At 46.6% G+C, this 21,826-nt stretch carries 24 protein-coding genes and 1 pseudogene; 15 read left to right on the top strand and 10 right to left on the bottom strand.

Going from position 1 to position 21,826, the window contains the following annotated elements; all coding sequences use genetic code 11:
- Positions 1-138: 138 nt before the first annotated feature.
- The gene (locus ACFVS2_RS33675) at positions 139-720 is read right to left on the bottom strand and encodes a TetR/AcrR family transcriptional regulator (protein ID WP_173621137.1); all 582 of its coding nucleotides are present in this window, start codon (positions 718-720) and stop codon (positions 139-141) included.
- A 251-nt stretch (positions 721-971) separates the two neighbouring features.
- Here ACFVS2_RS33675 and ACFVS2_RS33680 point away from each other — a divergent pair, with 251 nt between their 5' ends.
- From ACFVS2_RS33680 to ACFVS2_RS33700, 5 genes are all read left to right on the top strand, one after another.
- Positions 972-2,195, top strand: coding sequence for an MFS transporter (locus tag ACFVS2_RS33680; protein ID WP_390240909.1), 1,224 nt, complete (start codon positions 972-974; stop codon positions 2,193-2,195).
- A gap of 42 nt (positions 2,196-2,237) precedes the next feature.
- On the top strand, positions 2,238-3,308 hold the full coding sequence (locus ACFVS2_RS33685) for an LLM class flavin-dependent oxidoreductase (RefSeq protein ID WP_390240911.1): 1,071 nt from the start codon (positions 2,238-2,240) through the stop codon (positions 3,306-3,308).
- A gap of 13 nt (positions 3,309-3,321) precedes the next feature.
- A complete protein-coding gene (locus tag ACFVS2_RS33690) occupies positions 3,322-4,263 on the top strand; it encodes an alpha/beta hydrolase (RefSeq protein WP_390240913.1) in 942 nt (313 codons plus the stop codon).
- 323 nt (positions 4,264-4,586) lie between these two features.
- Positions 4,587-5,963: an amino acid permease gene (locus ACFVS2_RS33695; RefSeq protein ID WP_390240915.1), complete on the top strand. Its 1,377-nt coding sequence runs from the start codon at positions 4,587-4,589 to the stop codon at positions 5,961-5,963.
- Positions 5,964-6,153: 190 nt separating this feature from the next.
- Positions 6,154-6,678 (top strand): DUF420 domain-containing protein, encoded by a 525-nt coding sequence (locus tag ACFVS2_RS33700; protein ID WP_390240917.1) that lies wholly within the window; start codon positions 6,154-6,156, stop codon positions 6,676-6,678.
- 57 nt (positions 6,679-6,735) lie between these two features.
- Here ACFVS2_RS33700 and ACFVS2_RS33705 read toward each other — a convergent pair whose 3' ends face one another.
- The 3 genes from ACFVS2_RS33705 to mphJ form a co-directional block, all read right to left on the bottom strand.
- The gene (locus ACFVS2_RS33705) at positions 6,736-7,245 is read right to left on the bottom strand and encodes a PepSY domain-containing protein (protein WP_390240919.1); all 510 of its coding nucleotides are present in this window, start codon (positions 7,243-7,245) and stop codon (positions 6,736-6,738) included.
- Positions 7,246-7,362: 117 nt separating this feature from the next.
- The gene (locus ACFVS2_RS33710; protein ID WP_173621144.1) at positions 7,363-7,680 is read right to left on the bottom strand and encodes a hypothetical protein; all 318 of its coding nucleotides are present in this window, start codon (positions 7,678-7,680) and stop codon (positions 7,363-7,365) included.
- Between the two features lie 145 nt (positions 7,681-7,825).
- A complete protein-coding gene (gene mphJ, locus ACFVS2_RS33715) occupies positions 7,826-8,749 on the bottom strand; it encodes a macrolide 2'-phosphotransferase MphJ (protein ID WP_390240921.1) in 924 nt (307 codons plus the stop codon).
- 225 nt (positions 8,750-8,974) lie between these two features.
- Between mphJ and ACFVS2_RS33720 the strand changes: the two genes are divergently transcribed.
- The gene (locus ACFVS2_RS33720; protein ID WP_390240959.1) at positions 8,975-9,736 is read left to right on the top strand and encodes an exodeoxyribonuclease III; all 762 of its coding nucleotides are present in this window, start codon (positions 8,975-8,977) and stop codon (positions 9,734-9,736) included.
- Between the two features lie 198 nt (positions 9,737-9,934).
- Positions 9,935-11,254, top strand: coding sequence for a hemolysin family protein (locus ACFVS2_RS33725; protein WP_390240923.1), 1,320 nt, complete (start codon positions 9,935-9,937; stop codon positions 11,252-11,254).
- A gap of 95 nt (positions 11,255-11,349) precedes the next feature.
- On the opposite strand, the gene ACFVS2_RS33730 is transcribed toward ACFVS2_RS33725, so the two are convergent.
- Together ACFVS2_RS33730 and ACFVS2_RS33735 are read right to left on the bottom strand one after the other, a co-directional pair.
- The gene (locus ACFVS2_RS33730; protein ID WP_390240925.1) at positions 11,350-11,901 is read right to left on the bottom strand and encodes a dihydrofolate reductase family protein; all 552 of its coding nucleotides are present in this window, start codon (positions 11,899-11,901) and stop codon (positions 11,350-11,352) included.
- A 133-nt stretch (positions 11,902-12,034) separates the two neighbouring features.
- Positions 12,035-13,045, bottom strand: coding sequence for an alpha/beta fold hydrolase (locus ACFVS2_RS33735; RefSeq protein WP_390240927.1), 1,011 nt, complete (start codon positions 13,043-13,045; stop codon positions 12,035-12,037).
- A 72-nt stretch (positions 13,046-13,117) separates the two neighbouring features.
- Here ACFVS2_RS33735 and ACFVS2_RS33740 point away from each other — a divergent pair, with 72 nt between their 5' ends.
- The 3 genes from ACFVS2_RS33740 (at position 13,118) to ACFVS2_RS33750 (ending at position 15,259) form a co-directional block, all read left to right on the top strand.
- A complete protein-coding gene (locus ACFVS2_RS33740) occupies positions 13,118-13,948 on the top strand; it encodes a MerR family transcriptional regulator (RefSeq protein WP_390240929.1) in 831 nt (276 codons plus the stop codon).
- A 137-nt stretch (positions 13,949-14,085) separates the two neighbouring features.
- Positions 14,086-14,865, top strand: coding sequence for a cyclase family protein (locus ACFVS2_RS33745; RefSeq protein ID WP_390240931.1), 780 nt, complete (start codon positions 14,086-14,088; stop codon positions 14,863-14,865).
- Between the two features lie 10 nt (positions 14,866-14,875).
- On the top strand, positions 14,876-15,259 hold the full coding sequence (locus ACFVS2_RS33750; RefSeq protein WP_390240933.1) for a hypothetical protein: 384 nt from the start codon (positions 14,876-14,878) through the stop codon (positions 15,257-15,259).
- A gap of 44 nt (positions 15,260-15,303) precedes the next feature.
- On the opposite strand, the gene ACFVS2_RS33755 is transcribed toward ACFVS2_RS33750, so the two are convergent.
- From ACFVS2_RS33755 to ACFVS2_RS33765, 3 genes are all read right to left on the bottom strand, one after another.
- Positions 15,304-15,603 carry a metal-binding protein gene (locus ACFVS2_RS33755; protein ID WP_390240935.1) on the bottom strand — a complete coding sequence of 100 codons (300 nt, stop codon included), beginning with the start codon at positions 15,601-15,603 and terminating at the stop codon, positions 15,304-15,306.
- 84 nt (positions 15,604-15,687) lie between these two features.
- Complete coding sequence (locus ACFVS2_RS33760; RefSeq protein WP_390240937.1) at positions 15,688-16,806, bottom strand: deoxyribonuclease IV; 1,119 nt, start codon at positions 16,804-16,806, stop codon at positions 15,688-15,690.
- A 19-nt stretch (positions 16,807-16,825) separates the two neighbouring features.
- Positions 16,826-17,758 (bottom strand): DNA-3-methyladenine glycosylase 2, encoded by a 933-nt coding sequence (locus ACFVS2_RS33765; protein WP_390240939.1) that lies wholly within the window; start codon positions 17,756-17,758, stop codon positions 16,826-16,828.
- A gap of 172 nt (positions 17,759-17,930) precedes the next feature.
- Here ACFVS2_RS33765 and ACFVS2_RS33770 point away from each other — a divergent pair, with 172 nt between their 5' ends.
- The 5 genes and pseudogenes from ACFVS2_RS33770 to ACFVS2_RS33790 form a co-directional block, all read left to right on the top strand.
- Positions 17,931-18,497: a bifunctional transcriptional activator/DNA repair enzyme AdaA gene (locus tag ACFVS2_RS33770; protein WP_390240941.1), complete on the top strand. Its 567-nt coding sequence runs from the start codon at positions 17,931-17,933 to the stop codon at positions 18,495-18,497.
- Positions 18,498-18,603: 106 nt separating this feature from the next.
- The gene (locus ACFVS2_RS33775; protein ID WP_173621085.1) at positions 18,604-18,825 is read left to right on the top strand and encodes a hypothetical protein; all 222 of its coding nucleotides are present in this window, start codon (positions 18,604-18,606) and stop codon (positions 18,823-18,825) included.
- Complete coding sequence (locus tag ACFVS2_RS33780) at positions 18,822-19,928, top strand: threonine aldolase family protein (protein ID WP_390240943.1); 1,107 nt, start codon at positions 18,822-18,824, stop codon at positions 19,926-19,928. Before ACFVS2_RS33775 ends, ACFVS2_RS33780 begins: the two co-directional genes overlap by 4 nt.
- Before the next feature lie 91 nt (positions 19,929-20,019).
- Positions 20,020-20,502: a GNAT family N-acetyltransferase gene (locus tag ACFVS2_RS33785; RefSeq protein WP_390240945.1), complete on the top strand. Its 483-nt coding sequence runs from the start codon at positions 20,020-20,022 to the stop codon at positions 20,500-20,502.
- A 4-nt stretch (positions 20,503-20,506) separates the two neighbouring features.
- Positions 20,507-20,605: pseudogene (locus ACFVS2_RS33790) on the top strand (SMR family transporter); the annotation flags it as partial.
- A gap of 93 nt (positions 20,606-20,698) precedes the next feature.
- Here ACFVS2_RS33790 and ACFVS2_RS33795 read toward each other — a convergent pair.
- Positions 20,699-21,787, bottom strand: coding sequence for a response regulator transcription factor (locus tag ACFVS2_RS33795; RefSeq protein WP_390240947.1), 1,089 nt, complete (start codon positions 21,785-21,787; stop codon positions 20,699-20,701).
- Between the last annotated feature and the right edge of the window lie 39 nt (positions 21,788-21,826).

Here is a 21,826-nt window from a genome sequence, read left to right on the forward strand (position 1 = left end):
TATTAATAATCATATTATACTATATTAACGCGGTAATTTATAAAAGTAATCCGAACTAAAAAAAGGTTGCCGATACTTTCTCGACAACCTGAAGACCAACATATGTTGGTCTTTTTTTGTCCAAGTTAATCCATATAGTTACCTAAGTAACGTAAGTGTAACTTCTATCGAATTATCAACAAATGATCGAGTTGGACGAGATTTCATGATTACGGTCAGTCCAATTAACGATACGATAAGCGCTTGTGCGGTAGCTTTCGCGTCTATACTCGAGTCGAGTTCACCTGATTGGATACCTCGCTCGATCGTTTCTTGAAAGATGACTGAGAGGTACATTTGGTGTTCCCTTGTCAAAATCTCAAATTTCTCATCATGAGGGGCTAGCTCGACCATGGTATTAATGCAAAAGCATCCTCGGCTGAGACCTTCCGTATATTCCTCATCGGCCACCTCTTTAAAAAAAAGGCGAAATGCCGCTTTTACGGATGGCTGGTTTTGAAGCTTCGTTCGTATCTCGGAAGCACGAGACATCGTGTATCTGCGTAGTGCGGCTTCGAACAATTCTTTTTTGTCCCCAAAGGTCGAGTAAATACTGGGGCGCTGGATACCCATTCGGGAAGTTAAATCACTTAATGAGGTAGCTTCATACCCCTTCTCCCAAAAGAGCTGCATAGCTGCATCTAGTACTTTTTCTTCGTCAAATTCGCGTGTTCTTGCCATAAAGAGTTCCTCTCATTACTCAAGTATTCGAATCTATGTAACGGTCAATAGATATTTTGTACTGAATGGTATTTTATATTTTATTGTTTTTTATCTGTTTTGTCAATTTATCGACGGTATATCCTAGTGTCAAAAGAATGCTGTTGACAGAAAAAGAAATAGTGGGATATATTTACTGGGCACAATAACGTACTGATCGGTATGTTATTTTGTTCTAAACGAAAAAATGAAAGGAGGTAAGGTGAAGTCAGATGGAGGAAGTTATTGAAAAAGTAACGGCTAAAGCCGATAGGAAGGCGGATTCAGTGCAAGGCTCTCCCATGCCTCGCTATGTAACACTATTGTTCGCGGTTGCTTGCGGGATGTCAGTTGCGAATATCTACTTCGCGCAACCACTACTTGATCATTTGTCGATTGAGTTCGGGATTGATTATTCCATCATTGGGATTCTCATTACCCTTACCCAAATCTTTTATGCAGTAGGACTGTTATTGCTTGTGCCGCTTGGCGATTTATTGAACCAGCGCCGCCTGATTATCGGTCAGATGTTTTTATCTGTGGTAGCGCTGGTTATCGTAGGGACTGCCTCCACCAGCACGGTACTATTCACAGGTATAGCTGCAATAGGATTACTTGCCGTTGTGACGCAGACGATCGTTGCATTCGCGGCGACAATGGCTGACCCTGCTGAGCGAGGGCGAGTAGTTGGAGTAGTTACAAGCGGAATCGTCATTGGCATACTTCTAGCGCGAACCATTGCGGGGATATTAACAGATCTTGCGGGGTGGCGTTCTGTATATCTAGTCTCTGCTGCATTTCTATTGGTAATGGTTTGCGTATTATTTCGGGTATTGCCAAATAGGGAGCGGGAGGTAAAGTCGCTATCCTATCTCCAGTTGCTTAGGTCGGTACTGATGTTGTTCGCACAAGAACGGCTATTACGTATTCGCTCTGTTCTGGCTATGCTGATTTTTGCTGCTTTTAGTATTTTGTGGACGCCATTGGTACTGCCTCTGAGTGCGCCACCATTATCTCTGTCGCATACGGCGATCGGGGCGTTTGGCCTCGCAGGAGTTGCCGGAGCGTTAGCTGCAGCAAGGGCAGGGAAGCTTGCAGATCGAGGCTATGGACAGAGAACGACGGGCTTTGCTTTGAGCCTATTGTTACTATCCTGGTTGCTAATCAGCTATACAGAACAGTCCTTACTTGCCTTGGCGATAGGTATAGTTTTGCTTGATTTGGCGGTACAGGCCGTGCATGTTACGAATCAAAGTATGATCTTCACCCTGGGTGCAGAGGCGCGGAGTCGGCTCACGGCGGGGTATATGGTTTTCTATTCGATCGGCTCTTCTACTGGCTCCATTGCCTCGACCTATACATATGCGCATTTTGGTTGGGAGGGAGTATGCTCGCTCGGAGCCTCTGTCAGTGCTTTGGCTCTGGTGTATTGGGCAGTGACCAGACGCGTTTCGTGAGCTGTTGACTGATATACATTTTTGCAAAAGGAGAGATGGTCTGTGGAGATTGGTATTACGTCGTTTGTAGAAACGACACCGGATGTTCAGACAGGTGAAGTGATGAGCCACGCACAGCGATTGCGTGAAGTTGTCGAGGAAATCGTCCTCGCTGATCAGGTTGGGCTTGATGTATTTGGCATAGGTGAACATCATCGCAAGGATTATGCAGCTTCTTCTCCAGCAATGGTGCTGTCTGCGGCTGCGTCACTGACAAAAAGGATTCGGCTGACCAGTGCTGTGACCGTGCTTTCTTCGGCTGATCCAGTGCGTGTTTTTCAAGATTTTGCTACACTGGATGGCATTTCGAATGGACGGGCAGAGATTATGGCGGGACGCGGTTCCTTTATCGAGTCTTTTCCCCTGTTCGGCTATGACTTGAATGACTATGATGAGCTGTTTGAAGAACATTTGGAACTGCTTCTTAAAATACAGGCGTCCGAAAAAGTAACCTGGAGGGGCGGTCATCGGCCAGCTATCCAGAATTTGGGCGTATATCCATGGCCCGTTCAGAATCCTTTACCCATTTGGATTGGCAGCGGAGGCAATCAAGAATCTGTTGTTCGTGCAGGTCTGCTGGGATTGCCACTGATGCTAGCGATCATTGGTGGAAGTCCGCGGCAGTTTGCACCACTTGTGCAGCTTTACAAGAAGGTGGCCATGCACGCTGGTCATGACGTATCTCGATTAACGGTTGGGTCACATTCACTAGGATTTGTTGCAGAAGATACGGAACTGGCGGCAGATACATTCTTTCCTTCTACCCAAGCAGGAATGAATAAAATCGGAAGGGAGCGGGGCTGGGCGCATTATAACCGTGCTAGCTTCGATGCCGCACGCAGCTTCGAAGGGGCATTGTATGTGGGTGATCCGGAGACGGTTGCTCAAAAGATCATCCACCTTCGCAAACATGTAGGCATGACGCGCTTTATGATGTATGTGCCAATATCCACGATGCCGCATGAACAGGTAATGAGAGCCATTGAGCTGCTAGGAACAGAGGTAGCGCCTCGGGTGCGAGAGGAAATAACCAAGTGGGAAGCAGAGACACAGCAAGAATCAACATTTGCTTAATGGAGGGATTCACGTGGATTTTCATCGTCGAGTATTGCCGGAATTAAGGCAAACATTAGCGCAATTCCCTGGTTTTCAACTCGAAGAAAATTTGGTGTCGAGCAGGGCCATGCTGAAGAATCCGCCTATTGTGAAGTCAGAGGACGTACGTACCACAAGTCGAATGATTCCGGGCGCAGCAGGAGAGATGCTAGCTAAAATATACGAGCCCGTCCAGCGAACAGGTAGTAAGCTTCCGGCCATGCTGTGGATTCATGGAGGAGGCTATGTGATGGGGCACCCTGATATGGATGACGCTCTATGCGAACGCTTTGTACAAGCGGCTAATTGTGTCGTCGTATCGGTCGATTATCGTTTGGCTCCCGAACACCCCTATCCAGCTGCCATCCATGATTGTTACGCCGGTTTAACGTGGATGACAGACGAAGCTGAGTCACTCGGCATCGATTTGGAGCGGGTTGCGATTGCTGGTGCAAGCGGGGGAGGGGGGCTGACCGCAGCCCTTGCTTTAATGGCTCGCGACAAAGGTGGACCAGCCCTTATTTTCCAAATGCCGTTGTATCCAATGATCGACAACCGTAATCGTACAGCGTCGAGCTATGAAATTGAGGCTGAAAATGCAACCTGGAACCGGACAAACAATTTGGCTGCGTGGAGTATGTACCTAGGCGAAGGTGCCGCCGACAGTCAGGTATTCGCATATGCGGTGCCATCGAGAGCAGAAAACTTGGCGGGGCTGCCACCGACTTATACGTGCGTAGGACAGCTCGATCTGTTCCGAGATGAGACGATCGAATATGTGGCGCGGCTTGCACAAGCAGGGGTAGACGTAGAATTTCATCTGTATCCCGGATGCTACCACTGTTTTGAAGTGTTTGTTCCCGAAGCGGAAGTGAGCCAGCGCGCCAGCCAAAGCTATGTAGATGCGATGGCAAGAGCGCTTAATCCTAAATAATCAATGAGACAAAAAGCACAACAACTGATCGAGGGAGATCTCGGCGATTGTTGTGCTTTTCTATCATGTAACCTAGTTTAGAAGAAAATGTTTTTTCAGTAATATATATTTGGTTATATTTTTCTTGAACATATCGATTTACAAATTGTTTATAAAGTGAATATAATAATTAACGTTAGTGAAATTTATTTTACAAATAAACAAACAATTCGGAAGTGAAGCACAACGTAAGAAAAAGGAATAATCTTACTAACGATTAGGAATGCTTTCTATGATGGCTTTCCTAAAATACCGCCAACAGCAGAGAGGAAGAAGAAGCTTACGTGGAAAACAAAGAACTGAAGAGAGGCCTGGAAGCCCGTCATATTCAGATGATTGCTCTGGGCGGTACGATCGGTGTTGGGCTATTTATGGGGTCTGCCAGCACGATTAAATGGACAGGACCATCTGTCATGCTAGCTTATGCAATTGTAGGAATTTTTATTTTTTTCATCATGCGTGCAATGGGTGAAATGTTGTATATGGAACCGAGTACGGGTTCATTCGCGACCTTTGGGCATAAGTATATCCACCCGTTAGCAGGATATATGACGGCTTGGAGTAACTGGTTCCAGTGGGTCATTGTCGGGATGGCAGAGATCATCGCCGTCGGACAGTATATGCAGTATTGGTTTCCGGATTTACCGCCTTGGATTCCAGGCATTATTGCCATGGTGATTCTCGGTGCAGCAAACTTGGTCTCGGTAAAATCATTTGGTGAATTTGAGTTTTGGTTTGCCATGATCAAGATTGTAACGATCGTTTTGATGATTATTGCAGGGTTTGGATTGATTTTCTTTGGCATTGGAAATGGTGGAAACGCAATCGGATTATCGAATCTGTGGGAGAATGGCGGATTCTTTACGGGCGGTTGGACAGGCTTTTTCTTTGCCCTTTCCTTGGTGATTGGGGCGTATCAAGGTGTCGAGCTCATCGGGATTACCGCAGGGGAAGCAAAAGACCCGAAAAAAACATTAACGAGTGCGATCCAAAGCATTATCTGGCGTATTTTGATTTTCTATATCGGTGCGATCTTTGTTATTGTAACCGTTTACCCTTGGGATCAATTGCAGGCAATCGGCAGTCCGTTCGTTGCTACTTTTGCGAAGATTGGTATTACCGCAGCTGCAGGTATCATTAACTTTGTTGTGATCACTGCTGCTATGTCTGGCTGTAATAGTGGGATTTATAGTGCAGGGCGTATGCTGTATACCTTAGGCGTTAATGGCCAAGCGCCGAAAGTTTTTACGAAGCTGTCTTCGAATGGTGTGCCGTTGTTAGGTACGATTGGTGTGCTGATCGGTCTGGGTATTGGCGTTATCTTAAGCTATATCGCCCCAGAAAATCTCTTCGTGTATGTGTACAGTGCGAGTGTGTTGCCTGGTATGGTACCGTGGTTTGTCATTTTGATCAGTCAAATCAGATTCCGAAAAGCAAAGGGTGCTGAGATGGACAACCATCCATTCAAAATGCCTTTTGCCCCAGTGAGCAACTATTTGACCATTGCTTTTCTCATCATGGTACTCATCGGTATGTGGATCAATGATGACACACGTGTTTCCCTAATTGCCGGGATTGTCTTCTTGGCGATTGTGGTCATCAGCTTTTTTGCACTAGGAGTTAGCAAGGCCGTACCACTGGACGAGCAATCAAACAAGTAGTAACGAAAGGGACCAACATTTGTTGGTCCTTTTTTTGTTCATCAAATCGCCTTTGTACGGCATACCTACTTCGTTTATCATTAGGATGACTGGACTGGTTAACCGTCTTCAGCTGCCAATGTCCGGGCTCGTCAATGGGTAGACTAAAGCGGGATACTCATTCATGATCTGAGAAAAAAGGAGCATAAGAATGAAACAACGCAACTATACACCAATTATCGTTATTCTCACCATAGCGATTAACACGCTTGTCGCCATCTTGTACTTCATGCCGAAGAACAATGATTTCAGCCATCTCGACCTGACGTTTCTGCCGTTTTTTAATGCGGTCATGAACAGTTTTACCTTTATATTTTTGATTGCTGCGCTTGTTTCCATCGTGAAGTACAAAAACATTAAGATGCATCGAGGATATATTTTTGCAGCCTTCTCCACAACAGCTCTCTTCTTGGTTTCGTATGTGATCTACCACGGAATGGCACCTAGCACTTCCTTCGGGGGAGAGGGAATTGTGCGTCCGATCTATTACTTCATCTTGATTACACATATTTTGTTGTCGGCGATTATCGTTCCATTTGCGCTGATTACGACTGCACGTGGACTCAACATGAAAGTGGAAAAACATAAAAAAATCGCCCGCTGGACGATGCCGATGTGGCTGTATGTCAGTGCGACGGGCGTTATTGTTTACATCATGATTTCTCCGTACTATTAATCAAAAAAAGAGCATTAGCTGCTATAGCTAACGCTCTTTTTTTTATGGACGAAGCCTTTATATTTTCTTTTCACGTTTCTTAAACCAGCGTTTGGGCAGGAAATAAATAAGCCCGGATACGACAAGAAAAGCGGTTAAGATGGAGATAATCTCTAACACAGTCACATAATTGAGGTCTTCCCATTCGCCCACATGCAATCCGTAGAAGAAATCTAAAATGGGATCTTGTTTCAAGGCTGTGATGTGCCCTTCGGAAGAAACAGTCAGCCGCAGAATTGGTTCTCTGCTAACGTACACTTTGAAAGAGTCACCTGATTTTGCGATCGATCTGATTTCATCCCAAGAATATTCCCCTGTTTCTACTAACTTCTCACCTACATAGGCAATAGTTAGCTTTTCTGGTTGGGCAGGTACCTCGATCATTGTCGTTTTCAAGTCTGTGGCTTTTTCCTGATACCATGGGACATTTAACAGGAGAAAACCAGTAATGGCCCACATCAGTAAGAAAAGGCTAACGATGAGTCCGATGTAACGGTGGAAGTTACGGTTCCACTTCTTAAAAAGCATGCAAGGGTTACTCCTCTCGATGACGTTCTTGATGATTATATAAACTTTGGTGATAAAAGGAGATGGCTCACATGAGCTATTTTACTTGAACAATTCGTGAACCAGAACGTAGTGCTATTACCAATCCCAGTGGCTTTGTTTGACTCCGAGATTTACGGCGAGTACAGAAGCAATCGGTTGCTTTTTGGGGGCAAGTGAATTTGCCGTGCAGCTGGATTCTGGCTGATAATTCAATTCCTGCGCTTTTTGGATATCAGCTTCGGCTAAATTGTTGGTTTTGTTTGCTTGCTCATAACAGGGAGGTGAAATATACGTCTTGTTTGTGTGCTCCAATATGATTCGTGTATCGGGTGAGGGGCCTGCCTCAACAGGGATGGAAAGCACGCCTGCTACTACGACAACAGCACCAATGCCAATAAGAAGTCCTCGCTTCATCATATTCACTCCATCTATTTAGTAAAGGATTGTCCAAATGAGCCGATTTATTGTAACACCTTATTTCCAAGTCAGTAATGGCTCATTGTAGCTATTTACTTAGAAAAACCACCGCCTCCAAACGGGGACGGTGGTTGGTTATCCATTAAGAGATCTCTTTGCCGTTTTCGTCGACACCTAGAGCTTGTCGTGCCATGATCTTGAACTCTTCCAGCCCTGATTTCAACGCGAAGGTGGCAAGAATGACGGGATACGCTGATGTCATTTCTGCAATATGCTCATGCATACGCGGCCATACACGGCCTCCTGCTTTCTCATACCGTTGGATGAAATCGACCAAGCCAGTATCTCCGAACAACAGGTAAAAGACCGTGAAATCAATAGCAGGGTCAGCGACCTCGGCCTCTGTCCAATCCAGGAGCCCCGTTACCTTTCCGTTTTCAGCAACCAGGATATGCCCCGGATGGAGGTCACCATGCACAAGAGCAGAGTGAGCAGGCCAGAATGTGTCATCCTCAAGCCATTTTTGCCAGCGATCCCATAGCGCCCCAGAAACGCCAAAGACGCGGTTGACTTCATTCATCTTTTCTCGAAGGCTTGCTCGTGCTTCGCTAGGCTGCTTGACGCGGACACCAGCATCGCGAGCAAGATCATGATGAATACCGTGTAATTCCACCAATGCTTCCGCCCACGTTTGTATGCACAGTTCAGGTAGAGATTCAGGGTTCAAATACCACTCATAATTTTTTGTTTCCATATTGATCGTCGCCATCGGTGTGCCACCCAGAATTGGATAAGCGATGAATTCAGAAGTGTGAACCTGCCAGTTCGGTACTTCGACACGTAGATGTTTGGCAACGAGATCTAGCACCTTTTTCTCATAACGAGCTGTCTCCACGACATCGTCCCGGCGCGGTTGGCGTAATACCCATGGAACGCCATCTATCGTACTTGCAAAAATCGCAAGAAAATCTAAGCCGGATTCATTCACCTTCACGGTAGTTGGGTCTACAAGGATTCCGTTATTTTTCGCGTGTGCAAGCATTTGCTCTACATTGTTTTTTGACATAACAAAAACACCTCATTCATGAATAGTTAGAATCAATCAAACACAAATAAACCCATCCCATTCCGTTTTTGAAAATGGTTGAGCCAACATGGGGTCTTGTCGATTTTAACGAAGTCTCATGAATGCGATGCCCATTGCAATGTCCATCATCGTAACCTCCTATAATTGAAAACAAAGATAGTGTACCATGGAATCTAACGAATAGCGACGAGGAGATAAGCGATGATGAAATTGATTTCCTGGAATGTAAATGGACTTCGCGCATGTGTAAACAAAGGATTCTACGATTACTTCAAAGAGGCGAATGCTGATATATTTTGCTTGCAGGAAACGAAGCTGCAAGAAGGTCAAATCGAGATGGAGATCGGCGAGGAGTATCATCAATATTGGAACTACGCAGAGAAAAAGGGGTATTCCGGAACGGCTATTTTTACAAGAATGGAACCACTATCTGTACGTTATGGCTTGGAAGAAGACCATGAGCCTGAGGGACGCATCATTACATTGGAGTTCCACGATTTCTACTTGGTAACGGTATATACCCCGAATGCGAAGCGTGATTTGTCGAGATTGGATTATCGGCTGGAATGGGAGGATCAGTTTCGGAACTACATATTGCAGCTAGATGCGAAGAAGCCCGTTGTGGTTTGTGGGGATCTGAATGTCGCCCATCAAGAGATTGATTTGAAAAATGCGAAGTCCAATCGCAATAATTCTGGCTTTACTCCTGAAGAGCGAGAGAAGATGACGAGTTTGCTGGCAGCTGGGTTTGTGGATACCTATCGATATTTTTATCCGGATCAGACAGATGCATATACGTGGTGGTCTTTCATGCCGAAGGTAAGAGAACGGAATATCGGGTGGCGTATTGATTATTTTCTCGCGTCTGAGCGATTGGCTCCGTCGTTGCTCGGGGCGGGAATTGACTCACAGGTGATGGGAAGCGATCATTGTCCGGTCGTATTGGAATTGGGGAAAATCGAATAAAGAGCAAGAGGAAGGGAAGGATATGGGTGAGTATGCTATGCCTGTAGTCAGCAATTGTGAGGGTGAGTGACCTGAAATAACAAAACTGCCTATAATCAAACAATTAAGACGAAATTGGATATAAGCGAACGTTGATGTGAAGGAGCTGAGTTTCGTACAATGAAAACGTAAGACTTCTAATGAAGAGGGGATAGGATATTGCTAACCATGAATTTGTTACTAATTGCTTTTCTGATTGTTGCTACTGCTTTTTTTGTGGCAACTGAATTCGCAATTGTAAAGCTTCGCCCAAGCCGTGTAGACCAACTGGTCATGGAAGGGAGAAGGAATGCTCTTGCTGTTCAGAAAGTAGTTAGTAACCTGGATGGATATTTGTCAGCGTGTCAGTTGGGGATTACGTTGACAGCCATTGGCTTGGGGGTATTGGGGAAACCGACGATTGAAAGTATCATTAGCCCAATTCTTACACCTTATTTACCCGAACAAGTCGTTGCAGTTCTGTCGTTTGTGATTGCTTACTCACTCGTTACGTTTCTACATGTGGTTGTCGGGGAACTGGCACCGAAAACAGTGGCGATCCAAAAGGCAGAAGCGGTTAGCTTACTGTGTGCGAAACCTATTATTTGGTTCTATAAATTGATGTACCCTGCAATCTGGGTGTTGAATGGCTCTGCTGCTCTGCTTGTGCGTTCATTTGGTATGAAACCGACCAAGGAGCACGAAGAAAGTCACTCAGAAGAAGAGCTGCGAATCATTCTGACGGAAAGCTATGAGAGTGGCAAAATTAATCAGTCTGAGTATGGATACGTCAGCAATATCTTTGCTTTTGATGAGATGCTGGCCCGCGAGATTATGGTTCCACGAACAGATATGAGCTGCTTGCACAAGGAATATACCCTTGAGCAAAACCTGCGAATCATGAAAGAAGAGCAATATACCCGTTTTCCGGTTATATCGCAAAACAAAGATCATATTATCGGGATGATTAACACGAAAGAGTTCTTTCTGAATTATGCCGATGATCCAAATTTGGATATGTCCAAGCTCATCCGACCGTTTTTGACGGTTTCAGAAGCTACTCCTGTAAAAGACCTTTTGAAAAAGATGCAGAAACAAAGAACGCATATCGCCATCCTGATTGACGAGTATGGCGGTACCTCCGGAATGGTTACGATCGAAGATATTTTGGAGGAAATTGTAGGTGAAATCCGTGATGAGTTCGACGCGGAGGAAAAAGCCGAAATCGAAATCGTAGAAGAGAACAGCCATGTGATTGTAGACGGAAAGGTACTTCTCTCTGAGGTTAACGACTTGCTTAACGCTAATATTAATGAAGAAGAGCTCGATACCATCGGTGGTTGGCTATACAGTCAAAATCCGACGCTCAAAGAAGGTATCCAATGGCAATCGGATGATCTCGTCTTTACGATTAGAAAGAAAGACAAGCATCGCATACGGAAAATTGAAATTCAAAAAGCAGCACAAGTTCTAACTCGTGAGCTGCAGGACGTAACGTAAATCAAAAGATGGGGGAGTCCCCATCTTTTTTCTATATGACAGAAGGTAAAGAAACGGGTCGAATAAAGCGGTCCCGTTTCTCTTATTAAGCGAGATTATATATAAACAATGTTGTAAGTAGGCTTCGTTACGCCGTTCGCGTACTGTTTCATGTCTACTAACTCGAGTTTGAGACGTGGCTTCGCACTTCCAAATAGAGGGATACCTTCACCGACCATCACCGGATTCACTTTCAGCACTAATTGATCAATCAGTTGATGTGCCAGTAACGCTCCTGCCAATTCACCGCCCCCACATAGCCACAGCTTGCCGTTTTCTTGCTGTTTAAGATTTTTGATAAATTCGACGGCATCGCCTTTGACCAGCTCGACTTCTGCATTGGACTCGAACTGCATGGAGTTTGAGAAAATATAATGCTTGATTCCCTTATAGCCTGGTTCGCCCGGCTTGGCACCGAATTTAAACCCAAACTCGTACGTTTTGGCGCCCATCAGCACAGCATCATATTCCTGAATTTCAGATAAAAAGTCCGGTACATGTTCTCCCTCAAATAAAAAGAGAGTGCTTTCAATATTTCCATCCATAATTCCTTGATCGGCAATGAAATTGTCTAACGATACGGCAACATGATAAATTAATGAGGCCATTTGGAAATCCCTCCTTTTTTCTCCACTTCATTTTATGTGAAACGATCTAGGGCTTGCACGCATTTTTATTTGAGCACTCATTTGATACAGTCTGATTCATAAGATAAAGAGGAGGAGCGACATGAAACAATTTTCAGTTTGTCCCCAACAGTTCTTTTAAGGTGTTATCAATAAACGCAGTATCGACAGGGTTAAGCCCAAATCCAGCCAAGTGTCCCCAGATTGATTCAATCGGCTTAAAGGTAGCGTTAGGGATGTGCTTCGTCTCATATTCACTGTCTTCTGGCGTGAAATACAAATCAGTCCGTACAGGCATCACAACCGTTCGTGCCTGAATGCTTCGTAACGCCGCCTCAAAGTCTCTCTTGTATCTATCATTTTGGCTAATGTCGGCATGCTGCCACGTCCACATCATCGACAGCAAATCGTTTGCATCTGACGGAACAAAGCTCTCCTCCCAAAATCCCGAGATAAATTCGGATAGTGTCTCATAGCCCAAAGTTTTATAGCATGCCTCGCGGTAAAATGGCTGTGAAAACCCCCAACTTGCATAAACGCGCCCCAAAGTACGCAGGCCAACCTCGGGAGACGCTGTATACTGCCCGTTATTCCAAGCTACATCGGCCTGCAAGGCTGCTCGGATGCCTTCGATCAAGACGATGTTATGCGGCCATGTTTTTGCGGTTCCGGCAAAAGGAGCCAATCGTTCGACCATATCTGGGTAGCTCGCCGCCCAATGAAAAGCCTGGATGGCCCCCATCGACCAGCCGGTTGCCAGCGCAATTTTTTTGATGCCAAACCTCTCCGTAATGAGACGATGCTGAAGTGCGACATTATCGTAGATCGTAACGTGTGGAAAATTGGCCTGATCATACGGGCTGGCTGTATTGCTCGGGGAGGACGATAGTCCGTTGCCGAGCATGTTGGGAATGATGATAAAATATTGATTCGGATTCAAAGCCTTATCTTCCCCGATGAGCCATTCGTTTTGGTAATGCTGGTCTCCAAACGATGTAGGAAATATAATGACGTTATCCTTGGCTGCGTTGAGCGTGCCATACGTTTTGTAAGCAATAAATGCATGTGGTAGTGTCACTCCGGACTGCAAGCGAACATCTCCCAAGTGAAAAATGTCGTAATCCATCTCACATTGCTCCTTTGTAAGCATGATTTTTTTTCAACTATAAACGTTCCCGTACAGGGGAAAGTCAAGGGAATGACAGATTGGGGTTTTTCCATGTTTAAGATCAGTGAATTTTCCCGATTGAGCAGAGTGTCCTTAAAGACGCTTCGTTTTTATGATCAAATTGGCATTTTGAAGCCAGCGGATATCGACAAAGAGACGGGCTATCGGTTTTATGTAGCAGAGCAATTGGTTACGCTCAATCGAATTCTCATGTACAAGGACTTGGGATTTACGTTGCAGCAAATTCAGCAATTGCTGCATGAAGAGATGTCCCTGGAACAACTCCAAGGCATATTCAGGCAAAAAGAAAGGGAAATGGAACAGCTACTTGAGGAGGAGCAAGCACGATTGAATCGAATCAAGGAGCGTCTGCTATGGATCGAGCAAAAGGGGTACGTAGAACAAGAGGTTGTTTTTAAACGAGTCGAAGCCCAAAAAGTTGTCTCGTTCCGTGCGGAAGGTACAGTGGAAGAGATTCCGATGCTTTTCGATCGGTTGGCTCATTATGCAGGTAAGCAGCAGAGAGGGATGCTTTCTCCTATCGTTTTGTGGAAGGAGTCGGAGAGAGACGAGACGGCATTCGAAATGGAGATCGGCTATGTACTGAAACAGGACATTCCCTTGCCATCCGCATCCGACATGCTGGACATACGTACGCTGCCAGAGGAGCCGATGATGGCCACCCTGGTCCAACGTGTAGAGCCATTCGTTCCTTCTACGGCCTGTATTGACTTGGCAAGCTGGATAGAGCGCAATCAATACCGTATTAAAAAAGATCAGCCAGGCAGAGAAAACTATCTGCAAACCCCGCATGGGGGCGATACGTATGTAGAAGTACAAATTCCCATAGAATCCCCATGAAGAAGGCCAGTACCTGTATAGACGACGAGGTACTGGCCTTTTGCTTGTGTTCATTTGACGCTGGTGGAAGGCAGGTAGTACAGTGGAGTTGACCAAAAATACAGAAAATTACAAAGCGGAAAGAAGGGAATCCTGCTATGAATAGAAAAGCGCGTCGGTTCATTGATCTGAGTGTGCCTCTTGATCGTCTGGCAAAAGAACCGTTTCCACCTGAGATTCAATACAATAGTCATGAAGAAGGGGCTGTCCAAGCTGCCCAGTATTTCGGTTTGCAACCAACGGATTTTCCCGAACAGAAGGCTTGGGCGAGTGAAACGGTGACACTCACGACACATACAGGGACACATGTAGATGCGCCTTGGCATTACTGGCCTACTTCAGAGGGAGAGCCGGCGAAAACGATTGATCAGTTACCGTTGGAGTGGTTCTACGGAGATGGTGTCCTGTTTGATTTTAGTGAAAAGCCGTCTGGCTATGAGATCACGTTGAATGACGTAACACAGAAACTCGCCCAAATCGAATACGAACTGAAACCGTTCGATATTGTCCTGATCAGGACGGACGCGGATAAAAGATACTATGAAGAGCACTATTTTCAATCACATGCTGGAGTATCCGCCGAAGCGACACATTGGCTGATCGATCAAGGAATCAAGGTCATGGGAACCGATGGGTGGGGATGGGATATTCCGTTTTCCGTTCAAGCCGCTGATTATAAACAAAATCCGCGCGATGGCGTTTTATGGGCGGCTCACTATGTGGGAAAAGAGAAAGAGTATTGCCAAATTGAAAAGCTGGCGAATTTGGAGCAATTGCCGAGGCCCTACGGGTTTACCGTTTCTGTGTTCCCTGTAAAAGTGAAAGGAGCGAGCGCGGGATGGGCGCGTCCTGTTGCGATTTTTGAGGAAGAGGAGTAGTTGTATAGGTATGAAAAAGAGAGCGAAGTTACTGTTCTTTGTCATCATCTTCGGTTTCTGTCTCATCATGCTCGCCAATGCTTTTCGGATTTGGTATCCTGCATTGCCATTCGAATCCAAGTCCAAAAGAGAGGTGACGGAGCTTTTGGACGAATACACGGGACCGATCGTCAAATTGACGACGGAGAATAACATTGATTGGTACGGGGCGCAATCCGATCAAGGTTCAGCAGCAGATGCTGTAAAACGAGTAATGACAGAAAAAGGCTGGACCTTTATTCAGCAAGATGGGGCCGGTTACTTCTTTGAACGGGGGAAAGAGAAGCTGATCATCACGTCACAAATGTGGACGGGCAACTATGTACTCTTTCGAATCCCCGCAGGTGTTCTATAGAAAGATCAGGAGGCAAAATGAACGGAATGGCAGGGATCATTGATCTACGCACGCATCGCTTTCCACAACAAATATTTCTCTCGTAAACAAACCGCACAAGGCCGATACCCCGCAGCAATAGCGATAGCTTCATCCGCAAAAAATACGCGATGGCGCACATAACCGCCTCGCGTAATGGCTCTGATGGCAGAGGGACAATCCAGCCGGCCATATATTTTGCGTGGCTGGTACCCTCCTAATGTACCCGGAGTATTACTTTGATAAAACGAGTGATCAGCTCCGAGCAGGGTGTATGTTTTGGCAGAGTCAGCATCTTGAGGTGTTGGCTTTTTTGGCGTAGGCATATGGCTCCCCCCATTATTGGTACGTGCGTCGGTTTCACTCCAACAGGAGGAAGCCACGGTCAGCCTACATGAAGTGCTTTTACATTACGAGAATTTTGGAATCGCGAAGTAGGCACTCAAGCGATGGTTGATCTGCTCTTCGGTAAGCTCAGGGAACAATCTCGCTTCCTTCACCATATCGTACAGACGCTCCATCGGCTCGCGGCCATCGGCTTTCTTTGCCTTCGCGTCGTTTTTGAGCAGATCCCAAATTCCAATCACATACTCGCGTCTGGTAATATCTTGTTTGCGGAAAAAGAAATCGAGGCGCTCCACATGGTCCATGAATTCGTCGCCGAAGCGCTTGTCCACTTCCCCGCGCAGGAGGGCGATTTCTGCTTCGTACATCGGACGCTCGTTGCCTTTATCTTTGCTGATCCAAGGTGTCTCCAGTACAAGCGGCAGGTGGCGGATTTTCTCGTGGTTCACGATGTAATTCATCGCATCAAAGCCGATGAGTCCCGCACCGATTGGCGCGTGGCGGTCTTTGCCTGCCCCGCGGAAGTTTTTGCTGTCATTCAAGTGAACGACGGCGAGACGATCCAAGCCGATTGTCCGGTCAAACTGTTCCAAGACGCCATCGAAGTCGTTGACGATATCATAGCCAGCGTCGTGAATGTGGCAAGTATCCATGCAGACGGTCAGCCTGCTGTTGTCTTCTACTTTCTCGAAGATGGACGAGATTTCCTCAAAGCTGCGACCGATTTCCGTTCCTTTACCTGCCATCGTCTCCAACGCGATGTTCACATTGGTGTCTTTGACGCCTGTCAGAACTTCATTCAAGCCTTCTGCGATTCGGGCAATGCCGTACTCCGCATCCTTGTCGGTGTATGCGCCAGGGTGCAGCACGATATTTTTGACGCCAATGTAGTCGGTCCGGCGAATCTCTTCTTGCAGAAAGCGGACAGCGAGCTCATAAGTATCGTCCTTGTAAGAGCCCAAGTTAATAATGTACGGGGCATGTACGACAATTTCATCCACGCCCTGTTTCGCCATTACTTCTTTGCCTTCCGTAATGTACTGGTCTTCAATCGGCTTGCGGCGGGTGTTTTGCGGTGCACCCGTGTAGATCATAAAGGTACTTGAGCCGTAGGTGGCTGCTTCTTCGGCGGCATTCAGCAGTCCTTTACCAGAGAATGATACGTGCGAACCTATTTTTAGCATAGGATAGAACCTCCTTTGATTAATAAAGAAAACGCCATAAATAAAAAGTAGCGTACGACTCCCAATTCGTCCAAGCCTTGGACAGCTCTCGTATTTCTGCTTTTGTCGGCTTTTTTTCTTTGCCTAGTAAAAATTTGATCGCATTGTGCAGGCCGACATCGTCAATGGGAAAAGCAGAGGGTATTCGCAGACAGCGCATGAGCACATAGTTGGCCGTCCACGGTCCAATCCCGCGGATGCTGGTCAATCGTTTCTCCGCGGTTTGATAATCTCCTCCGTCCCATAATAGCTCTTTCGATAGTTTCCCTTCAACGATGAGTTGTGCAACGTCAATCAAATACTCGCATTTCTTTGTCGTCATGCGCAATCCATCCAGATCAGCGACGGTCAAGCCGGCGATTTTTTCCGCTGTGGGAAAAAGCCAATACGTCTCACCTTCGAACTCTACCCGTCTTCCAAATGTCTCTACCAACCGCCGTTTAAGCGTGTACGCATAGGTCAGGTTAATTTGTTGTCCAATAATTCCCCAACTGAGCGCTTCAAACAGGTCGGGAATGCCCATGGTCCGCAGCCCGTAAAACTTTTCAACGGCCTGCTGTAGAAGAGCATCCCCTGCGGCAAGCTCATAAAACGGAACCAGGTCTCGATCAAGATCGAACCAATCGCGGACATAGCGTGCTACCTCTATCCGGACTTTTTCAGTGGGAAGCGAAGGGCTGAGAAAACGCACAGTCAATCCTTGATCGTTATCAGCGTGAATTTCGACCACTTGTGGATCTTGTTCCATCGGGATGGCTTTGTAGAGGTGCCCGTTTTGAATGTGAAACATGCATTCGTTGGATGCTCTGGACAAGTATTGAAGATTTTGCGTAAAACTGAATTCCGTAGGTACGGACAAGATTATTTCTTCTCTATTATCGACCCAAGCCGAGTGGGATAGACCGCTTGTCATGCGAAAACCTCCTGTCTGACTTCCTCCTAGTTTTATAACAAGAAAAGCGATCCTGTCATTTCGTTATCTTGCTATTTTAATCTTCTAGCAGTACGGATCACGTAGCGTGGGGGTATACTGTCGGTAAGAGCAAGCGATTCGAAAACGGCTATGACAAAGGAGATGACATGTCTTGGAGGAACGGGTAACCGATGAGCGATGGCAGGCCATTATTCATAACGATGCGTCTTACGATGATCAATTTTTTTATGCGGTAAAAACGACGAAGATCTTTTGTAGACCGTCGTGCAAGTCGAAGTCACCGAAGAGGGAGAATGTGCGAGTTTTCCAAAATGCAAGCCAAGCCCTGCGGGAAGAATTTCGTCCATGTAAACGTTGCAAGCCCACGGGAGAGAGGTTGCCTGATCGTGAGTGGGTATCACAAATTACACAGTACATTGATTCTCATTATAACGAAAAGCTGACGTTGGAGCATTTGGCTGATATGTGCCATGGTAGTCCGTTTCATTTGCAGCGGACGTTTAAGCGACTCATGGATATGACGCCCGTGGAGTACATCCAGAAAAAGCGGATAGAAAGGGCGCGAGAGCTGCTGGCTCATTCGAACAACCAGATCGCGGATGTTGCACAATTGGTAGGAATGGCGAATACGCCGTATTTTATCACGTTGTTTAAAAAAATGACGGGCAAGACGCCGAGTGAATATCGTCATCTGTACGTCAAACAACAAACGACATAAGCTGCTTGTGAAATGTGATATCTTTAGAAGTAAGAAGCATCTGCATCCGAGAATAACCACCACTTCCATAAGAGTTTTCTTGAAAACCGGACTGAGGGGTTAAGGGGTGAGCAAGGGAGCATTTTCATTAGACAGACTCGGACGCATGTATGACAGGCTGAGTGGCTATGTCGAGCGCGGAGAACTGCCAGGACTGGTCACACTGGTTTATCGTAAAGGCGAGGTGCATGTCGATGCGATTGGCAGGGACGGTGCTTTCCTTGATTTCTGGACCACTGCCTATCAAGCGATTGAAGATGACAAAGGAAAAGGAGCCCTGCCAAGATGAACGATACAAAAAGCTTGCGAGAAGTATTTAAAAAGACCACTTATCAAATCGCCGGACACAGCAAGAGAGACATCCATCAATTGCAGCAGGTCCTGTCCAGAGTGGATGGGAATGTGGAGGGTGATATGTACGGGTCAGGCGAACTCATCGAGAATTTCCAACGAAAGATGGCCGAATATTTGGGCAAAGAATCTGCCGTATTCTTTCCCAGCGGTACGATGGCCCAACAAATCGCGTTACGCATCTGGTGCGATGAGAAGGGAATCAAAAGGGTCGCCTATCATCCCCTCTGCCACTTGGAGATTCACGAGGAAGATGGGCTCAAGGAGCTGCATCAGATCGAGGCTGTCTTGCTGGCGGATAAAGACAGAGTGATTGAACTGGATGATGTGCTCGGCATGGACGACGATATCGCGTGCCTGTTGCTGGAATTGCCACAACGTGAGATTGGCGGACAGTTGCCTGCGTATGAGGATTTGGAAGCGATCTCCCGCTATTGTCGGGAAAAAGGAATTCGGCTGCATCTAGATGGTGCCCGGCTTTTGGAAATCCTGCCGTATTACCAGAAGACAGCCGATGAGGTATGCGCATTGTTCGATAGTGTGTACGTTTCCTTTTACAAAGGGATAGGCGGCATTGCCGGAGCGATCCTGGCTGGGGATGAAGACTTTACGAAGCAATCGAAGGTATGGAAAAGACGCCATGGCGGGGACCTGATTAGTTTGTACCCGTATATTGTCACGGCAGAATACCATTTTGAGCAGAGAAAACATAAATTCAGTCAATATTACGAGGATGCAAAAGAACTGGCGGGATTCTACAACAAATGCCAGGGGATATCCACGAGACCGGCCGTGCCTGTATCCAACATGTTTCATGTGCACGCAGATTTGCCGAAAGAAGAGCTCGAGCGTATCCTGGTCTCACTCAGTGAAGAGACAGGGATTGGCTTCACGCATTATGTCAGACAGGACGACGAGTCTTCTAGCTCCTTTGAGGTAAGCATTGGTGATCGGTATGCGATGATCCCGAAGGAAGAGCTCGGGTCAGCATTCGAAAAGCTGAATCAAAAAATAGGGGAGCAGAAATCAAAAGCCGAGTAAATGAATCAATTTCGGGGCGGTGGCAGTCTGGTGCTTACCGATTCATACCGGGCTGCCGCGAATTTTTCCGTAAGAAGAGAAAGGAACTAATATGTTCATTATCAGACCGTACGAAAAAAGCGACTCCCCTTCGATCATGGCTTACGATTTGCCGCAAGAACAAGCGATCTACACGTCTATGCCAGTCGATGTGATCGAAGCATCTCAAAACAATCCTGGTTATAAGCCCTATGTGGTTTTCGACCAAGGCCATCTGATCGGCTGTTTTGCCTTATTCACACCAGACACAGGCAATCCCTACACACCAAATGATCAGGCGATTATTTTCAAATCATTTTCGATCGATTCCCGCTATCAAAAGAAAGGCTATGCTTTGCGAGTATTCCATGGCTTGGCTAACATCGCGAGAGAGCATTACCCGGAGCGAGATGAAATCGTGTTGACGGTTCATCATACGAATACGCCGGCGATCCAACTGTATAAAAAGGCGGGGCTTGTCGATCAAGGATGTAGATTTGCGGGCGAGTATGGCGAGGAGCTGATTTTTCATCTTGATTTGACAGTATCTACATAAATGGTTGCAAGTAGTAGCTTTTATTTGCTCTCGACCGCTCGCTGTACAGACGCTCCCGGTCGGAACAGCTTATGCGGTATGGACAGGCATTGGCTCAGCAGGAAGCGAATTCTGTTCATTTCAGGGATTGTCATCAGTAGCGAAAAGCCCCTTTCTAGCAGCGTGTGCTGTAAGAAGGGGGCTTTTCGCTAGGTTTTCACTGATTCGCCTGTACGCCAAATCGGGTAAACAATTGCCAGATCAGCTCTCGTCTGCTGGACACCCCGGTTTTTACGAAGATGGATTTCAAATGATCCTGAACCGTATAAGCGGAGATGTGCAGTGTACGTGCGAGCACCTTCGTGGAAGCGCCGCGGACAATCTGGTCGAGTATTTGCTTCTCCCGTACAGACAGTCCATACGCTTCGGCGATGAGCGGTAGCATGTCAGCAGGTTTTGCGGGACCGAACAAGACAGCCAAGTGGACCGTGCTGCTTTGGCTGTTCATGGGGCTTGCCTGAATCGTCATGTAAGGGCCATCTGGCATGCGAATGCAGACTTTTGCCATGGATGTCGTGTGACCTGCTTCTGCCAGCTGAGAGAGTGCCCGCGAACAAACCGCTCGCACTGGTCGGGGCAAGGTATCGCGATCAATCGACTCCCATTGACGCAGCAGGCTCAGCCATTTTTCCGCTGTGGGATTGGCAGCGAGCAAGGTGAACTGATCCGACAGCATCAATATTCCCATCTCTTCTTCCATCCACGTATTCTCCTCAGCGGGTAAGGACAGACTCGTCTTTCGCAACTGATAAGCAATTAGCGGCGCCAAAGCCAAAATACATTCACGTTCTTGCTCAGAAAAAAAGGGAAGCCCCTGCGAACGAAACAACGTTAAATAGCCCCAGCATGCACCGTCGAACTTGAGGGCAGCACGCATTTCATCATGAAAGCCGGCGGGGAGCAGAACATTACGATAGCGATCACTGCGTTCAAGCTGGCCCCCAGTCGCTTGGCTCAGCGTAGCAACAGGCTCAGCCGCTTTGCACAGAGCATCATACCGGTTGAAGTCTTCGCGCAAGTATTCATGCTCAAATATGCCAGGATGAATGGCTTCTACCCCTTCTTCCGTAATGGCTCCGGTGGACAAAAGTGTTTGGGGATCAACAGCGGTACAGCAGGCCCCATCAAAAGGGACGAACTCACGCAATAGCTGCAAGAGCGCTGTCCGATAGTCTTGTGAGGAGTGAGAAAAGCGTTCAGCCAGTGCCATCACTTTTCGTTTGTTCGCTTCCTGATTTGTGCTCATCTGCATTCTCCTGTACGTCTATTGGCAAAAGGAAAATCC

The sequence above is a fragment of the Brevibacillus sp. NPDC058079 genome (assembly GCF_042885155.1).
GTDB lineage: Bacteria > Bacillota > Bacilli > Brevibacillales > Brevibacillaceae > Brevibacillus.

Bases quoted from the DNA above. Each gene is read 5' to 3' on its own strand.
- ACFVS2_RS33785 (WP_390240945.1), top strand. From the start codon at position 20,020: ATGTTCATTATCAGACCGTACGAAAAAAGCGACTCCCCTTCGATCATG.
- mphJ (WP_390240921.1), bottom strand. From the start codon at position 8,749: ATGTCAAAAAACAATGTAGAGCAAATGCTTGCACACGCGAAAAATAAC.
- ACFVS2_RS33700 (WP_390240917.1), top strand. From the start codon at position 6,154: ATGAAACAACGCAACTATACACCAATTATCGTTATTCTCACCATAGCG.
- ACFVS2_RS33675 (WP_173621137.1), bottom strand. From the start codon at position 720: ATGGCAAGAACACGCGAATTTGACGAAGAAAAAGTACTAGATGCAGCT.
- ACFVS2_RS33795 (WP_390240947.1), bottom strand. From the start codon at position 21,787: ATGAGCACAAATCAGGAAGCGAACAAACGAAAAGTGATGGCACTGGCT.
- ACFVS2_RS33735 (WP_390240927.1), bottom strand. From the start codon at position 13,045: ATGGATTACGACATTTTTCACTTGGGAGATGTTCGCTTGCAGTCCGGA.
- ACFVS2_RS33720 (WP_390240959.1), top strand. From the start codon at position 8,975: ATGAAATTGATTTCCTGGAATGTAAATGGACTTCGCGCATGTGTAAAC.
- ACFVS2_RS33760 (WP_390240937.1), bottom strand. From the start codon at position 16,806: ATGCTAAAAATAGGTTCGCACGTATCATTCTCTGGTAAAGGACTGCTG.
- ACFVS2_RS33745 (WP_390240931.1), top strand. From the start codon at position 14,086: ATGAATAGAAAAGCGCGTCGGTTCATTGATCTGAGTGTGCCTCTTGAT.
- ACFVS2_RS33750 (WP_390240933.1), top strand. From the start codon at position 14,876: ATGAAAAAGAGAGCGAAGTTACTGTTCTTTGTCATCATCTTCGGTTTC.
- ACFVS2_RS33730 (WP_390240925.1), bottom strand. From the start codon at position 11,901: ATGGCCTCATTAATTTATCATGTTGCCGTATCGTTAGACAATTTCATT.
- ACFVS2_RS33705 (WP_390240919.1), bottom strand. From the start codon at position 7,245: ATGCTTTTTAAGAAGTGGAACCGTAACTTCCACCGTTACATCGGACTC.
- ACFVS2_RS33765 (WP_390240939.1), bottom strand. From the start codon at position 17,758: ATGACAAGCGGTCTATCCCACTCGGCTTGGGTCGATAATAGAGAAGAA.
- ACFVS2_RS33680 (WP_390240909.1), top strand. From the start codon at position 972: ATGGAGGAAGTTATTGAAAAAGTAACGGCTAAAGCCGATAGGAAGGCG.
- ACFVS2_RS33755 (WP_390240935.1), bottom strand. From the start codon at position 15,603: ATGCCTACGCCAAAAAAGCCAACACCTCAAGATGCTGACTCTGCCAAA.
- ACFVS2_RS33710 (WP_173621144.1), bottom strand. From the start codon at position 7,680: ATGAAGCGAGGACTTCTTATTGGCATTGGTGCTGTTGTCGTAGTAGCA.
- ACFVS2_RS33780 (WP_390240943.1), top strand. From the start codon at position 18,822: ATGAACGATACAAAAAGCTTGCGAGAAGTATTTAAAAAGACCACTTAT.
- ACFVS2_RS33740 (WP_390240929.1), top strand. From the start codon at position 13,118: ATGACAGATTGGGGTTTTTCCATGTTTAAGATCAGTGAATTTTCCCGA.